Here is a 14,298-nt window from a genome sequence, read left to right on the forward strand (position 1 = left end):
TTCCCGTCACCTTCTGCCAATCTCTCCCCCTGACTCGGGAGACGACCATGACCTTCGGCAAAGGCCACCACCTTCACCTCATCGACGGCTCGGCCTATATCTTCCGCGCCTATCACGCCCTGCCGCCCCTGACCCGGAAATCCGACGGCCTGCCGGTCGGTGCCGTCGCGGGCTTCTGCAACATCCTGTGGAACGAGCTTTCCCGCGCTACCTCGAACGGCAAGGCGGCGACCCATCTCGCCGTGGTCTTCGACCATTCCGCCACCACCTTCCGCAACGCGCTCTACCCCGAATACAAGGCCAACCGCCCGGAATTGCCCGAGGACCTGCGCCCGCAGTTCCCGCTGACCCGCGAGGCCACCCGCGCCTTCAACGTCGCCTGCCTGGAGGCCGAGGGCTATGAGGCCGACGACATCATCGCCACCCTCGCCCGCGAGGCGGTGGAGGCGGGGGGCAGCTGCACCATCATCTCCTCCGACAAGGACCTGATGCAGCTGATCCGCCCCGGCGTGGACATGTTCGACCCGATGAAGACCCGTGTCATCGGCCCCGACGAGGTGATGGAGAAATTCGGCGTCGGCCCCGACCGGGTGATCGACGTGCAGTCTCTGGCGGGCGACTCGGTCGACAACGTCCCCGGCGCGCCCGGGATCGGGCTGAAGACCGCTGCCCTTCTCATCAACGAATATGGCGACCTCGACACGCTTCTGGCGCGGGCCGGAGAAATCAAGCAACCCAAACGCCGCGAAGCGCTGGTCGACAACGCCGGGAAGATCCGCATCAGCCGCGAGTTGGTGACGCTGAAGGCGGATACCCCGCTGGACGTGACCCTGGGCGAGCTGGAAATCCGCCTGCCGGACCCGCAGACCATCATGGACTTCCTGACCAGGATGGAATTCCGCACCCTGACCAAGCGCGTCGCCGACAAGCTGGGCATCACGGCCCCCGCCCTGCCGGAAACCTCGCAACTGCAGGTCGCCCCCCGCGAGGAGGAGCCGAAGGCGAACGAGGAGCAGCTGCCCTTCGACGCCACCGCCTACGAGTGCATCCGCGACCTTCCCGCCCTCGCCCGCTGGCTCGACCGCATCCGCGAGGTCGGCCTTGTCGCCATCGACACCGAGACCACCAGCCTTGATGAAATGCGTGCCGAACTGGTCGGCATTTCCCTCAGCACCGACGCGGGCAAGGCCGCCTACATCCCGCTTGCCCACACCACCGGCGGCGGCGACCTGTTCGGGGCCACGGCGCTGGCGCCCGACCAGCTGACGATCCCCGAAACGCTCAACGTCCTGCGCCCGGTTCTGGAAGACCCGTCCATCCTGAAGATCGGCCAGAACATGAAATACGACTGGAAGATCTTCGCCCGCCTCGGGGTGCGGATCACCCCCTTCGACGACACCATGCTGATGTCCTATGCCATGCACGCGGGCCTGCACAATCACGGCATGGACGAACTTTCCGAGCGCTACCTCGGCCATACCCCGATCCCGATCAAGTCGCTTCTGGGGTCAGGCAAATCCCAGATCACCTTCGACAAGGTCGCCATCGACGAGGCGGTGAAATACGCCGCGGAAGACGCCGACGTCACCCTCCGCCTCTGGCAGGTCTTCAAGCCCCGCCTGCACCGCGCCAAAGTGACGACCGTCTACGAAACGCTTGAACGCCCGCTGGTTCCGGTGCTGGCCGATATGGAGATGGCCGGCATCCAGGTCGACCGCGACACGCTGAACCGCATGTCCAACGCCTTCGCGCAGAAGCTGGTGCAGCTGGAGGAGGAGATCCAGGACATCGCGGGCGAGAAGTTCAACGTCGGGTCGCCCAAACAGCTGGGCGAAATCCTCTTCGACCGGCTGCAAATCCCCGGCGGCGAGAAGGGCAAGACCGGTGCCTATGGCACCGGGGCCGACATCCTGGAAGACATCACGACGCTGGAAGGCAGCCACCCGCAGGGCGCGAAGCTGGCCGCCCGCATCCTCGACTGGCGCCAGATCGCCAAGCTGAAATCCACCTACACCGATGCGCTGCAACTGGCGATCAACGAAGGTACCGGCCGCGTCCACACCTCCTACTCCATCGCCGGGGCCAACACCGGTCGCCTCGCCTCGACCGACCCGAACCTGCAGAACATTCCCGTCCGCACCGAGGAAGGCCGCCGCATCCGTGAGGCTTTCGTGGCCCCGAAGGGCCGCGTCCTCGTCAGCCTCGACTACAGCCAGATCGAGCTGCGCATCCTCGCCCACATCGCCGACATCCCCGAACTCCGGAAAGCCTTCGAGGACGGGATCGACATCCACGCCCTCACCGCGTCCGAGATGTTCAACGTACCCCTCGACCAGATGACCTCCGACATCCGCCGCAAGGCCAAGGCAATCAACTTCGGGGTGATCTACGGCATCTCCGGCTTCGGCCTCGCCCGCAACCTGCGCATCCCAAGGGCCGAGGCGCAGGGCTTCATCGACCGCTATTTCGAACGCTTCCCCGGCATCCGCGGCTACATGACCGACACGGTGAAATTCGCCCAGACGAACGGCTTCGTGCAGACCCTCTTCGGCCGCCGGATCAACACGCCCGAGATCAACGCCAAGGGCCCCGGCGCAGGCTTCGCCAAACGCGCCGCGATCAACGCGCCGATCCAGGGCACCGCCGCCGACGTGATCCGCCGCGCGATGATCCGCATGCCGAAAGCCATCGCCGGGATCGACGCGAAGATGCTGCTGCAGGTCCACGACGAACTGCTGTTCGAAGTGTCGGAAGCCGACGCCGACCGCCTGATCCCCATCGCGAAAGAGGTGATGGAAACCGCCTCCGCCCCCGCCGTCAGCCTGAAGGTCCACCTCGCCGTCGAAGCCGGAAAGGGCCGCAACTGGGCGGAAGCGCATTGATCCAGGACTGGCCCCAGCTCAAGGCTCTCGCCGTCGGCCTGAACCTCCCCGAGGTGACCATCGCCCATCCCTGGGGCCACGAAGTCCTGAAGGCGCATGGCCGCATGTGGTGCTACTGGGCCGCCCTCGCCGACGGCGCCCCGTTCAAGGCATCCCCGGAGGAACGCGAGATGCTCCTCCAGGCCGACCCCGACAGCTTCTTCCTCCACCCGCACTACACCCCGCACGGGCTGATTCTGGTCCGTGCCGGGCACATCGACGAAGGCTGGGCCAAAGCGCGCCTGACCCGGCAATGGCGCAACATCGCGCCGAAGCGCTGGCTGAAGGAATGGGACGCCACTCATCCAGCTCCCTGACCAGCCTGATTTTCTGTCCCCAAATATCCCGGGGGTTTGGGGGCAGCGCCCCCATCAGCCTCGGTCCTGCGCGTCCTTCACGCGCAGGACCGAGAGAAAAGACTTGCGGCGACCAGCCGCTCGATTTGATAGCCGCCCCGACCTCAGCGCTCGACCCGGCACTGGAAGCAGTTGTTCCGCGCCGACCGCACATGCACATAGTCCACCCGGTCGTCCGCCAGCAGCTCCGCCGCCCGCGCCGGGATCGCCGCGGTCGCCACCACGCCCCCGGTGCCATAGACGATCCGGTCATCCACCCCATAGCCCCGGACGATATAGTCGGGCGCGGCCAGCATCGCGGGCAAATCCTCCCCGCCCCCCGCCTCGCAAGGCTCCGCGCACAGGAAGATCGGCCCGACCTCGGCATAGGGCTGCGGCGCGGGGAAGGGGCGATGCGCCAGGACCAGCATCCCCGCCCCTTCCGGGATCAGCTTCAGGCAGTGCCGACAGGTATTGCCGCCGCCTTCCGCAAGCTTCCGCTCCGGCAGCTGGCCGTTCGCATCCAAGCCGCCCGCCTGCAAGGCCCGGACCACCGGGGTCGGGATCGCCACATACCGCATGTCATCCTCCGCTTTTCCCGGAAGATGGTGCCCGGCCCGCGCGAAGGCGACCCGAAGCTTGCGGGTTCAACCGCGTTCCAGCATCCGCCCCAGGACCCGCCCGCCCAGGATATGCAGGTGGAAATGCGGCACCTCCTGCATTCCGTGCACCCCCGCATTGGAGATCGCCCGGAACCCGTCCTCGCCCGTCAGCCCCAGGATCGCGCAGACCTTGGCCACCGTGCGGTGGAAATCGACCAGCTCGGCCTCGGACGCTTCGGCGGCGAAATGGTCGAAGCTGGCATAGGCCCCCTTCGGGATCGCCAGCACATGCACCGGGGCCTGCGGATGGATGTCGTGGAACACCAGCGTATGCGGCGTCTCCATCACCGTCTTGTTCGGAATTTCACCGCGCAGGATGCGGGCGAAGATGTTGGTCGGGTCATAAGTCCAGCTCATGTCACTCAATCCACGAATAGATAGTCGGTTGCGGCGATCTCGCGCGCGGTGTCCAGCGCGATGTCCAGAAAGCCCGCCAGCGCCTCGGCATTCTCCTCCCGGCTCGCGCCCTGGCGCAGGTGGAAATGCCCCGCCAGATCCAGTTCGCGCAGCCGGTCGCTTTCGAACTTCACATCATGGCGGATCGTCGGCAACAGCTTTTCCATCGCCGCCACCGGCGTTTCCGGCCCCGCCAGCCCCACCCGGCGAGCATGGCCCACCAGATAGTCGTCGGTAAAGGCGCAGTCGATCTCCAGCAGCCGCATCCGCGCCCGGTCCTGCCGGAAATCCTGGATCAGCTCGAAACTGCCCGGGTCGACGCAAAGCACAAGCCGGTCGGTGCCCCAATGCTCGAACAGCATCCGGACCAGCGCCCGGCGATGCCGCATCCGCTTTTCCAGCGTCGTCTGGATGCCGCCCAGGTCGGGAAGCGCGGTTTCCCGTTCGTCGAACAGGTAGTCCACGGCCGGAATCCCGGTCACCCCGCGCACCCTTTCGACCAGGCGCTTCGCCACATGCCATTTCTTGCAGGTCACCACCATCAGCGTCCGGCCACGGCCAAGGCTGGTCTCGGCCTCCCAGACGCGCTGTGCGAACCGCCGCCCCTCGCGCCCCCGGGCGGTGAGGTAGGCGAACTGCCGACGCCCCTCGTCCGAGATGGTGAAGCGGCGCCCGGTCTCGGCATAAAGCGCGCCCAACCTGTCCTTCAGCGCTTTCGCATCCGGGCTGATCTTGCGGGCGAAGAGATATTCCTGCGACAGGAGCAGGTCGTGGTGGTCGTCGTAGAAGGTCACCGGCATTCCGTAGTCGGTGAACATCAGGAAGGTCAGCGTGCGCGAGCGGATTTCGCGCTCTGGCACCAGATGCGCGACAAGGGTCTGGAAGAAGGTCTCGTCCGGGATCCAGGTCGTCGCGAAGAACCGCGTCACGTCACGGCGCCGGGCGGCGAAGTCCAGCACCGCCTCGACCGTGCGGCGGCGCAGGCACCACCACTGGCTGCCGATGCGCATCGCCAGGTCCTCGGGCACCTTGCGCGCCAGGCCGAAGCGCCGCTGCAGCTCCAGCGAGCGGTAGAACAGTCCCTTGCGCTTGCGCTCGTTGAACCAGTGCCGGTAGATCAGCCGTTCTTCCTTGATCCCGGTCTTGATCCAGTCCGAGCCGTAGAAGTCGAAGCTTTCGATATGGTCCACGTTCTCGCGGTCGAGACGCCCCCGGATGTATTCCGCCGTCTTGATCGGCATGCAATCGCCCGAGAGCATGTAGAAATGCGTGGCCCCCGGAAAGGCCGCCACTGCGGCCTTCAGCCCCTCCAGCGTCGCCGCCACCAGGCTCCATTCGCCCCAGCCGCAGCGGATGCGCCGCCGCGCGAAGGCGACCTGCGGGTTCGCCGCCAGCGCCTCGCGGATGCGGGCGAAGTCGGCCATGCTGGAGCGCGCGTCGAAATGGATCGCCACGCAATCCCCCGCCGCCGTCAGCCGCAAGGTCTGCGCGATGACCCCCTCCGGGTCCTTGTGGCAAAGCAGGATGAAGGCGATCTGCGTCATTCTGTGCTGGTCTGGCGATCTCGGGTGGGCAGGGCTTCCCTAGACCGGGCCATACGTCCTTGAAAAGCCCGAACTTGTCTGCTTGATTGCTGCAATCGGAGATAACACTTACAACAGAAGCATTTGGCAAGGGAGGGTATTCGCGAATGGGTTTTCCCGGAACTTGGATGACGGAAAGCGAAAGCGTCGTCTACCGGGTGGTGCCGAAATGTGCCTGCTCGACCATCGGGCAGATCATGTACTACTCCGACCACGGCCAGTTCTTCGACGGCGACATCCACGATGCCACCACGGGCCTGCACAAATGGGCGCTCGACGCCAGCCAGCCGGTGATCGACCGCACCGTCCGCGCCCGGCAGACCTATGCCTTCACCTGCGTGCGCAATCCCTATACCCGCATCCTGTCATCCTTCTTCGACAAGATCTGCGGCATCCAGAGGAACGGCAAGCGCTACCGCGGCAACCTGGTGCCGCTGCTGATCCAGAAATACGGGATCGAGGTCGGGGGCGAGGATGGCAAGCAGGAGTTCGACCAGATCGCCAGCTTCCGCCGCTTCCTGCTCTTCGCCCGCGACAGCATCCGCTGGAAGAAACCGATGGAGCCCGACATCCACTGGTCGGCGATGGCGGGCCATGTCTCGACCTTCATCGTCAACGGCGGGCGCTACAACCAGATCTTCTTCACCGAGGAGTTCAATCCCGGCATGCAGCTGGTGCTGGACAACATCCAGGTGAAGCACCCGGTCGACCTGGCCGCGATTCCGCGCTTCAACGAAAGCGAAGGCCACGGGCCGAAGCGCGCCCATCCGGTCGAGGCCTATTTCGACGACCTGTCGATGCATCTGATGTGGGAAATCTACAAGCGCGACTTCCAGCTCTTCCGCTATGATTTCGACAATCCTGCGAACAAGCTGCCGAAGGGCCCGGTTGATCTGGACGAGGTTCACGCCAAGCTGGGGGATTGATCATGGGACAGGTCACCGGCGGTTGCCTCTGCGGCGCGCTGCGCTTTACCGCGACGGGCGCTCCCTACCGCGTCGGCCTCTGTCACTGCCTGGACTGCCGCAAGCACCACGGCGCGCTGTTCCATGCCTCGGCGATCTTTCCAGCATCCGCCGTCACCATCACCGGCGCGTATCGCAGCTTCGGCGACCGCAGCTTCTGCCCGACCTGCGGCTCGCCCGTCCTGGCCATCTGGGACGACGAAATCGGCATCAACCTCGGCTCCCTTGACGAGCCGTCCCGCTTCCGCCCGACCTACGAGCTGTGGACCATCCGGCGCGAGGACTGGCTGCCGGAGTTCACCGGGATGCGGCACTACGAAAAGGACCGTGGCGAAGGCCGGACCGAAGGCTGAGCCAAATTCCTTCGAAGGAATTTGCAAAACTCTTCGAAGAGTTTTGGTCCGGCCTCACACCGGGTCTTCCGCCCCCGCCGCCCGGAACCACTTCACTATGGCCTCCCGCTCCTCCGGCTCGATGAAGCTCAGGTTGCCCGGCGGCATCGCATGGGTCACGCCCGCCTGCAGGTAGATCCGCCGCGCCTCATGCGCGATCTGCGCCTCGGTCTCCAGCACCACGTCCTTCGGCGGCCAATGCAGGCCCTCCCAGCCCGGTTCCGCCGCATGGCACATCGAACAGCGGCCCTGCACGATGCCCACCACCTCATCGAAGCCGGGGGCCGAGGCATAGACCAGCGCCTCGCCCTTCAGCGCGGCCTCGCCTTCGGCCGCCACTCGCATCGGCGCGGTGGACAGCCAGGCGATGACCAGGAACAGCACCACCGTCACGGCCCAGGTCCAGTGCGGGTTGCCCGCGCGCGCATGCTTGGTGTTGAACCAGTGCCGGATCGTGACGCCCATCAGGAAGACGAGGCTGGCGATCACCCAGTTCCACTGGGTCGCGAAGATCAGCGGGTAGTGGTTCGACAGCATCAGGAAGACGACCGGCAGCGTCAGGTAGTTGTTGTGGGTGCTGCGCTGCTTGGCGATCTTGCCGTATTTCGGGTCCGGCTTCCGGCCCGCCTTCAGGTCGGCCACCACCACCCGCTGGTTCGGCATGATCACGAAGAACACGTTGCCCGACATGATCGAGGCCGTGAACGCCCCCAGGTGCAGCATCGCCGCCCGCCCGCTGAAGACCTGGGTGTAGAACCACGACATCGCCACCAGCACCCCGAACAGCGCCACCATCAGCACCGTCTGGTTCGCGTTCACGAAGACCTTGCAGAGCGTGGTATAGGCGATCCAGCCGAAGGCCAGCGATGCGAGCGAGATGCAGACCGCCTGCCAGACCTGCAGGTCCATCACCTGCGGGTCGATCAGGAACAGCTGGGCCCCCATGTAGTAGACCAGCACCAGCATGGTGAAGCCCGACAGCCAGGTCGCATAGCTTTCCCATTTGAACCAGACCAGGTGGTCGGGCATCGAGGCCGGCGCCACGAGGTATTTCTGGATATGGTAGAACCCCCCGCCGTGGACCTGCCATTCCTCGCCATCCGCCCCGCTGGTCAGGTTGCGGTCGCGGTGCAACCCGAGGTCCAGCGCGATGAAATAGAAACTCGACCCGATCCAGGCAATCGCCGTGATCACATGCAACCAGCGCACGGCGATCTCGACCCATTCCCCCAAGACGACCCAATCATACATGATCACGTCTCCGCTTTGGCATCGCCATCCCTCCCGGCTTTTCGAAACGCTATCCTGCGCTGCACCTTTCTGTTAATCCATAGAAACGCCGCATCACTTTCAACCCGCGCCGAACAATGGCCCCCCGATGTCCTATGTGAACAACATCCGCATGTTCGTCCGCGTCTACGAGCTGGGCAGCATGTCCGCCGCCGCCCGCGACCAGCGCACCTCGCCCGCCGTCGCCTCGGCCCGGATTTCGGAACTGGAGAAGCACCTCGGCGTAAGGCTCTTCTCCCGCACCACCCGCAGCCTGCAACCCACGGAGAACGGCCGCATCTTCTATGACGGCGCCCGCCGCGTGCTGGAGGCGATCGACGACGCCGAATCCGCGGTGATGGACGTGACGCAGAACCCGCGCGGGACGATCTTTGTCGCGGCGCCCCTGGGAATCGGGCGGCGGCTCATCGCGCCCCGCGTCCCGGCCTTCAAGGACCAGTATCCCCAGATCGACGTCCGCCTGCGCCTGTCGGACCGCGGCATCGACGTGGTCGCCGAAGGCATCGACGTGGCCTTCCACCTTGGCCTTCTCGACGATTCCACGCTCAAGGTCCGCACCATCGCCGATTGCCCCCGGCTCCTCTGCGCCGCGCCAGCCTATGTCGCCCGGCGCGGAATGCCTGCCGACGGAACAGCCCTCGTGCATGACCGGCACGACTGCCTGAACCTGCGCTTCCCCGGCGCGAAGGAATTCCAGTGGACGCTGCAGACCCCCGAAGGCCCGCGCCGGTTCGAGATCACCGGCCCCTTCGAAAGCGATGACGGCGACGTGCTGACCGGCTGGGCGCTCGACGGGCGCGGGATCGTGCTGAAGCCGCAGTTCGAGGTCGCCGACCACCTGCGCGAAGGGCGCCTCGTTCCCGTGGCCACCGCCACCCCGCCGCTGCCGATCCAGCTGTCCGCCCTCAGCCAGCACCGCAGGCTGAAGGACCCCAAGGTCCAGCTCTTCACCGACTACATGGCCGCGCAAATCCGCGACGACCTGCGCAAGGCCGCCGCCGCGTAGGGCGGGGTTCCACCCCGCCAACAGAAAGGGCGGGACCGAAGCCCCGCCCCCTTCCGTCAACCCCGCAAGACCTTACATCGGCAGCGGCTGGCCGTTCACCAGGATCTGCATGCCTTCCTTGGCTTCGATCTTCGAGGTCAGCTCGTCGGCATTGGCGCCCGGCACCATGAACATGCCCATCATCATCCGCGCGCCCATCGCGTCGTCTTCCGACAGGAGGCCGGTCTTGATCAGCCCGTCGATCAGCGCGTTGGCGCCGGTCACGGTCACGTTCGCCTCGCCCAGCGGCATCGGGATGCCCATCGAGTTGTCGAAGGTGAACGCCCCGGTCCCGGCCAGCGCCGCACCCGCGACCTTCAGGCCCAGTTCGGTGATGTTCAGGCTTTCCGGCGCGGGCACCGGCGGGGTGGTCCCGGTCTCTTCCGCCATCATTACGGCGGGCAGGTCGATCTTCGCCTTGCCCGAGATGTCGATGGCGATCTCGGCCGCGTCATGCTTCAGCGCACCTTGCGGATCGACCATCGCCCAGGCTTCCTCGTTCACGCTGAACTGGCTCAGCTTCAGCAGGAAGCCATAGTCGCCCGCGGCTTCGGTCGCGATCACCGGCGCCGTCAGGCCGAACTGCATCGGGCCCGAGGTCACCTTGACCGGAACCGGCGTCAGGCCTGCGGCCGACTCGATATCCAGGCCAGCCGCCGAGGACTTCATCGCGAAAGTGTCCTTGTTGAACAGGACCGAGCCTTCGCCGCCGCCAGCCTTCATCACCAGATCCATCGGCATGAAGGCGCTTTCCTGCTTCACCGTGCCGCTGGATTCGCCCTGCTTGGCGGTCAGGCTGAAGCTCAGCCCCTCGTTCAGCGCGGTGGTGAAATCGGCGGGCGTGGCAATGGACGCCAGCGCGATGGTCGAGGGCAGCGCGAAGTCGATCGACATGTCGACGCCTGCGGTCGAGCTGGTCGAGGTCTGCTTCATCTGCATCCCCGGATCGTCGGACGTCGTCGTGTAGTCCAGGCTGTCGGCCTTGATGTCTAGGCCGAAGGTCCGGTTGGCGCCGGGGGTGTCGGAATAGGTGCCCGCCAGGTTGGTGAAGCCGACCGTGCCCGAGGCAGCGACTTTCGGCGCCTCCGACCCGTCGACCGACATGCCGGGATACTTGGTGTCGTAGACCACATCCAGCTTGGCCGCCGCATAGTCGTAGGCCACACCGCCCTCCGCCTCATGCGCGGTGATGGTCAGCCCGTCATGCGTCAGCTTGACCGAGCCTTCCGCGTCGCCCGACATCGCCACGCCGATATCGGCGCCCGGCGCGATCGCGACCGAGCCGTCCGACTGTTCGGTCAGCGTCATGTCGGAAATGGTGATCCCCGCAACGCCTTCCGGAGCGATCGACACGCCGTTCAGCGTCAGGACCCCGCCCGAGTTGTTCTCGGTCGCCGCCGAGACGGTCAGCCCGACCAGCGCGCCGGCATCCTTCCACGACTGCCAGACCTGGTCGGCCGTCAACGCGGCATGGGCGGTGCCCGACATCAAAAATGCGAGGGCCGGAGCGGCCAAATAAGCATTCATCCGAAACATGCGGTTCTCCTTGAAGCCGAAAAATTGCCCCGCCACATAAGACCTGTCACGGGAAATGCGCAAGTGACGGTTTCAAGACCTTTTCGGGGCGTCAGGGGCCCCGTCACGACCCCCGATAGGTCGAATAGGCGAAGGGAGAGATCAAGAGCGGCACATGATAGTGCTGGCCCGCATCCGGCACCCCGAAGCGGATCGGGATTTCGTCAAGGAAAAGAACACCTTCGCCCGCCTGCCCTGTGGCCCGCAGATAGTCGCCCGCCGCGAAGACCAGCTCGTAGCTCCCTGGCTCAAGGCAATCGCCCTCCAGCAGCGGTCCGTCCGTCCGCCCGTCGGCATTGGTGACAACTTCCTTCACCTTGCGATGGCTTTGCCCGGAAATGCGGTAAAGCGTGATCTTCACCCCCGCCGCAGGCTTGCCCTTCGCGGTGTCCAGCACATGTGTCGACAGCCGTCCCATCGCCGTTCCTTTCCTTCCTGTTGCACGCATCTGACCATGAATCCGCGGCCTGTGCGACCCGGCCTTGCCCGCATATGACTTTCCGTGAAATCCTGAAAATACTCTTCCGAATTATCCCCTAGTCTTCCCGTTGAAGGAGACCGCCCGTGCCCAATCCCGCAAAGACCGAACCGGCAAACCGTTACCCCCGCGATTTCCGTGGCCACGGGAGCAATCCTCCCGATGCCCGCTGGCCCGGCGGCGCAAAGATCGCCGTCTCCATTGTCCTCAACTACGAGGAGGGCGGCGAGAACAACATCCTGCACGGCGACGCGCAGTCCGAGGCCTTCCTCTCCGACATCGCCGGCGCCGCCCCCTGGCCGGGGATGCGGCACTGGAACATGGAATCGATCTACGACTACGGCGCCCGCGCCGGGTTCTGGCGGCTGCACCGGCTGTTTACCGGCATGGACATCCCCGTCACCATCTACGGCGTGACCTCGGCGCTGGCCCGCAACCCCGAACAGGTTGCCGCGATGAAATCCGCCGGGTGGGAGATCGCCTCACACGGACTCAAATGGGTCGACCACCGCGACATGGCCCCCGAGGAAGAGGCCCGCCAGATCGCCGAGTCGTTCCGCCTGCACGAGGAAGTGGTCGGCGCCCCCCCGCAGGGCTGGTATACCGGCCGCTGCAGCATGAACACAGTGCGGCTGACGGCCGAGACCCGCCGCCTTTCCTGGATTTCCGACACCTACGACGACGACCTGCCCTACTGGCGCGAATATGGCGACCATGACCAGCTGGTGATCCCCTATACGCTGGAAGCCAACGACATGCGCTTCGCCACCGCGCCCGGCTACATCACCGGCGAGCAGTTCTACCAGTACCTGAAGGACAGCTTCGACACGCTCTACGCCGAAGGCGGGGCCGGGGCCGCCAAGATGTTCTCCATCGGCCTGCACTGCCGCCTGATCGGCCGCCCCGGCAAGATCGCCGGTCTGAAGCGTTTCCTCGATTATGCCAAATCGCACAATGACGTCTGGTTCCCGCGCCGGATCGACATTGCCGAACACTGGAAAATGGTCCATCCCCACAAGCGCTTCGAACGCCCAAGCCAGATGACGCGCGAACGGTTTGTCGAACGCTTCGGTTCCATTTTCGAACATTCGCCCTGGATCGCCGACCAGGCCTTCGACCTGGAGCTTGGCGCCGCGCATGATTCAGCGGCAGGCCTGCACAACGCGCTGGCCCGCATCTTCCGCTCGGCGACGCCGGACCAGCGCCTCGGCGTCCTCAAGGCCCACCCCGACCTCGCCGGGAAACTGGCGGCGGCAAAGCGCCTGACGGCCGAGTCCACCTCCGAACAGGCCTCCGCCGCGCTGGATGCCCTGACCGACGACGAACGGGCGACCTTCCAGCGGCTCAACGAAGCCTATGTCGCCAAGCACGGATTCCCCTTCATCATCGCCGTGCGCGACAACACCAAGGCCTCGATCCTCAAGGCCTTCCAGACCCGCATCGACAACGACACCCCGACCGAATTCGCCACCGCCTGCAAGCAGGTGGAGCGCATCGCCGAACTGCGCCTGAAGGACCAGCTGCCATGACCGAGAAACACCCCGGCTACTACGCTCCCTCCGGCGGGCTGCCGCCGCAGACCCAGCTCATGACCCAGCGCGCGGTCTTCACCAGCGCCTATGCCTTCATCCCGAAGGGCTGCTTCTCGGACATCGTCACCAGCTACCTGCCCGGCTGGACCCGCACGAAACTCTGGCTGATCGCGCGGCCCATGTCGGGCTTCGCCGAAACCTTCAGCCAATATGTCATGGACGTCGCCCCCGGCGGCGGCTCCGACGCGCCCGACCCTGACATGGGCGCAGAGCACTGGCTTTTCTTCACCGAGGGCCTCGCCACCCTGACCCTCGACGGCACCGGCTATGAGATGGAGGCGGGCTCCTACGCCTATATCCCCGCCGGATCGCGCTGGACGCTTCTCGCCGAGGGCAAGTCCCCCGCCCGCTTCCACTGGCTGCGCAAGATCTACGAACCCGCCCCCGGCGTGCCCTCACCCGACGCGCTGGTGATCAACGAACGCGACGTCCCCGTGCGCTGGATGCCCGACACCGGCGAGCGCTGGGGCACCACCCGCTTCGTCGAGCCCGACGACCTGCGCCACGACGCCCATGTGAACATCGTCACCTTCCAGCCCGGCGGCGTGATCCCCTTCGAGGAAACCCATGTCATGGAACACGGGCTCTACGTCCTGGAAGGCAAGGCGGTCTACAAGCTCAACCAGGATTGGGTCGAGGTCGAGGCCGGCGATTTCATGTGGCTCCGCGCCTACTGCCCGCAGGCCTGCTATGCCGCCGGGCCGGGCCGCTTCCGCTACCTGCTCTACAAGGACGTCAACCGCCACGCCAGGCTGCGCGGCCCCGGCGCCTTCGGTCCGCTCAAATGACCGCTCGTCGAAGCCTTCGGCACTCCTCGCTCGGGCCGTCCCCAGCGACGAGAAGGCGAAGCCGCACGAGGAGCCGCACATGAGAACCCTCATTCCCGCTCCCCTCACGCCCGAAGCCTTCGCCCCCTTCGGCGAGGTGCTCGACGCCACCGGCGACTTCCGCCTGATCAACGAAGGCATGTGCCAGCGCCACCACGACCGCGCGACGCTCGACTTCGGCCCCGAAGGCCGGGCGGGCATCTCGGTCTTCCGGGCCCGGCCCCGCGCGCTGCCCTA

General features: G+C 65.8%; 14 protein-coding genes. 8 read left to right on the plus strand and 6 right to left on the minus strand.

Going from position 1 to position 14,298, the window contains the following annotated elements:
* Positions 1 to 47 precede the first annotated feature (47 nt).
* On the plus strand, positions 48 to 2,882 hold the full coding sequence (gene polA / locus ACE3P6_RS01790) for a DNA polymerase I (protein ID WP_374391252.1): 2,835 nt from the start codon (positions 48 to 50) through the stop codon (positions 2,880 to 2,882).
* Positions 2,879 to 3,238: an MmcQ/YjbR family DNA-binding protein gene (locus tag ACE3P6_RS01795; RefSeq protein ID WP_374391253.1), complete on the plus strand. Its 360-nt coding sequence runs from the start codon at positions 2,879 to 2,881 to the stop codon at positions 3,236 to 3,238. Before polA ends, ACE3P6_RS01795 begins: the two co-directional genes overlap by 4 nt.
* 143 nt (positions 3,239 to 3,381) lie before the next feature.
* Here ACE3P6_RS01795 and ACE3P6_RS01800 read toward each other — a convergent pair whose 3' ends face one another.
* The 3 genes from ACE3P6_RS01800 to ACE3P6_RS01810 form a co-directional block, all read right to left on the minus strand.
* Positions 3,382 to 3,837, minus strand: a complete 456-nt coding sequence (locus tag ACE3P6_RS01800; RefSeq protein WP_374391254.1) for a DUF1203 domain-containing protein — start codon at positions 3,835 to 3,837, stop codon at positions 3,382 to 3,384.
* Positions 3,838 to 3,903: 66 nt separating this feature from the next.
* On the minus strand, positions 3,904 to 4,275 hold the full coding sequence (locus ACE3P6_RS01805; RefSeq protein WP_374391255.1) for an HIT domain-containing protein: 372 nt from the start codon (positions 4,273 to 4,275) through the stop codon (positions 3,904 to 3,906).
* A gap of 5 nt (positions 4,276 to 4,280) precedes the next feature.
* Positions 4,281 to 5,858, minus strand: a complete 1,578-nt coding sequence (locus ACE3P6_RS01810) for a DUF5928 domain-containing protein (protein WP_374391256.1) — start codon at positions 5,856 to 5,858, stop codon at positions 4,281 to 4,283.
* Between the two features lie 146 nt (positions 5,859 to 6,004).
* On the opposite strand from ACE3P6_RS01810, the gene ACE3P6_RS01815 reads away from it, so the two are divergent.
* Positions 6,005 to 6,823: a sulfotransferase family protein gene (locus tag ACE3P6_RS01815; protein WP_374391257.1), complete on the plus strand. Its 819-nt coding sequence runs from the start codon at positions 6,005 to 6,007 to the stop codon at positions 6,821 to 6,823.
* A 2-nt stretch (positions 6,824 to 6,825) separates the two neighbouring features.
* Positions 6,826 to 7,215 carry a GFA family protein gene (locus ACE3P6_RS01820; protein WP_374391258.1) on the plus strand — a complete coding sequence of 130 codons (390 nt, stop codon included), beginning with the start codon at positions 6,826 to 6,828 and terminating at the stop codon, positions 7,213 to 7,215.
* Positions 7,216 to 7,269: 54 nt separating this feature from the next.
* Here the strand turns inward: ACE3P6_RS01820 and ACE3P6_RS01825 are convergent, their stop codons facing one another.
* Positions 7,270 to 8,505, minus strand: coding sequence for a urate hydroxylase PuuD (locus tag ACE3P6_RS01825; RefSeq protein WP_374391259.1), 1,236 nt, complete (start codon positions 8,503 to 8,505; stop codon positions 7,270 to 7,272).
* A gap of 127 nt (positions 8,506 to 8,632) precedes the next feature.
* Here ACE3P6_RS01825 and ACE3P6_RS01830 point away from each other — a divergent pair, with 127 nt between their 5' ends.
* On the plus strand, positions 8,633 to 9,550 hold the full coding sequence (locus ACE3P6_RS01830; RefSeq protein WP_374391260.1) for a LysR substrate-binding domain-containing protein: 918 nt from the start codon (positions 8,633 to 8,635) through the stop codon (positions 9,548 to 9,550).
* A gap of 72 nt (positions 9,551 to 9,622) precedes the next feature.
* Here ACE3P6_RS01830 and ACE3P6_RS01835 read toward each other — a convergent pair whose 3' ends face one another.
* Both ACE3P6_RS01835 and uraH read right to left on the minus strand, forming a co-directional pair.
* Positions 9,623 to 11,077, minus strand: a complete 1,455-nt coding sequence (locus tag ACE3P6_RS01835; RefSeq protein ID WP_374391261.1) for a DUF2125 domain-containing protein — start codon at positions 11,075 to 11,077, stop codon at positions 9,623 to 9,625.
* 151 nt (positions 11,078 to 11,228) lie between these two features.
* Positions 11,229 to 11,582: a hydroxyisourate hydrolase gene (gene uraH, locus ACE3P6_RS01840; RefSeq protein WP_374391262.1), complete on the minus strand. Its 354-nt coding sequence runs from the start codon at positions 11,580 to 11,582 to the stop codon at positions 11,229 to 11,231.
* Between the two features lie 146 nt (positions 11,583 to 11,728).
* Here uraH and puuE point away from each other — a divergent pair, with 146 nt between their 5' ends.
* From puuE to ACE3P6_RS01855, 3 genes are all read left to right on the plus strand, one after another.
* Positions 11,729 to 13,171, plus strand: a complete 1,443-nt coding sequence (gene puuE / locus ACE3P6_RS01845) for an allantoinase PuuE (RefSeq protein ID WP_374391263.1) — start codon at positions 11,729 to 11,731, stop codon at positions 13,169 to 13,171.
* Positions 13,168 to 14,022 (plus strand): bifunctional allantoicase/(S)-ureidoglycine aminohydrolase, encoded by an 855-nt coding sequence (locus tag ACE3P6_RS01850; RefSeq protein ID WP_374391264.1) that lies wholly within the window; start codon positions 13,168 to 13,170, stop codon positions 14,020 to 14,022. Before puuE ends, ACE3P6_RS01850 begins: the two co-directional genes overlap by 4 nt.
* Positions 14,023 to 14,101: 79 nt before the next feature.
* The coding region (locus ACE3P6_RS01855; RefSeq protein ID WP_374391265.1) for an ureidoglycolate lyase at positions 14,102 to 14,298 on the plus strand (197 nt) is incomplete at its 3' end.

The sequence above is a fragment of the Tabrizicola sp. genome (assembly GCF_041911175.1).
Classification (GTDB): Bacteria; Pseudomonadota; Alphaproteobacteria; order Rhodobacterales; family Rhodobacteraceae; genus Tabrizicola.

Excerpts from the sequence above, each read along its gene's own strand:
- ACE3P6_RS01820 (WP_374391258.1), top strand. The coding sequence starts at position 6,826 with ATGGGACAGGTCACCGGCGGTTGCCTCTGCGGCGCGCTGCGCTTTACC.
- ACE3P6_RS01850 (WP_374391264.1), top strand. The coding sequence starts at position 13,168 with ATGACCGAGAAACACCCCGGCTACTACGCTCCCTCCGGCGGGCTGCCG.
- ACE3P6_RS01825 (WP_374391259.1), bottom strand. The coding sequence starts at position 8,505 with ATGTATGATTGGGTCGTCTTGGGGGAATGGGTCGAGATCGCCGTGCGC.
- ACE3P6_RS01830 (WP_374391260.1), top strand. The coding sequence starts at position 8,633 with ATGTCCTATGTGAACAACATCCGCATGTTCGTCCGCGTCTACGAGCTG.
- ACE3P6_RS01815 (WP_374391257.1), top strand. The coding sequence starts at position 6,005 with ATGGGTTTTCCCGGAACTTGGATGACGGAAAGCGAAAGCGTCGTCTAC.
- ACE3P6_RS01810 (WP_374391256.1), bottom strand. The coding sequence starts at position 5,858 with ATGACGCAGATCGCCTTCATCCTGCTTTGCCACAAGGACCCGGAGGGG.
- ACE3P6_RS01805 (WP_374391255.1), bottom strand. The coding sequence starts at position 4,275 with ATGAGCTGGACTTATGACCCGACCAACATCTTCGCCCGCATCCTGCGC.
- uraH (WP_374391262.1), bottom strand. The coding sequence starts at position 11,582 with ATGGGACGGCTGTCGACACATGTGCTGGACACCGCGAAGGGCAAGCCT.
- ACE3P6_RS01800 (WP_374391254.1), bottom strand. The coding sequence starts at position 3,837 with ATGCGGTATGTGGCGATCCCGACCCCGGTGGTCCGGGCCTTGCAGGCG.
- ACE3P6_RS01835 (WP_374391261.1), bottom strand. The coding sequence starts at position 11,077 with ATGTCGGGCACCGCCCATGCCGCGTTGACGGCCGACCAGGTCTGGCAG.
- polA (WP_374391252.1), top strand. The coding sequence starts at position 48 with ATGACCTTCGGCAAAGGCCACCACCTTCACCTCATCGACGGCTCGGCC.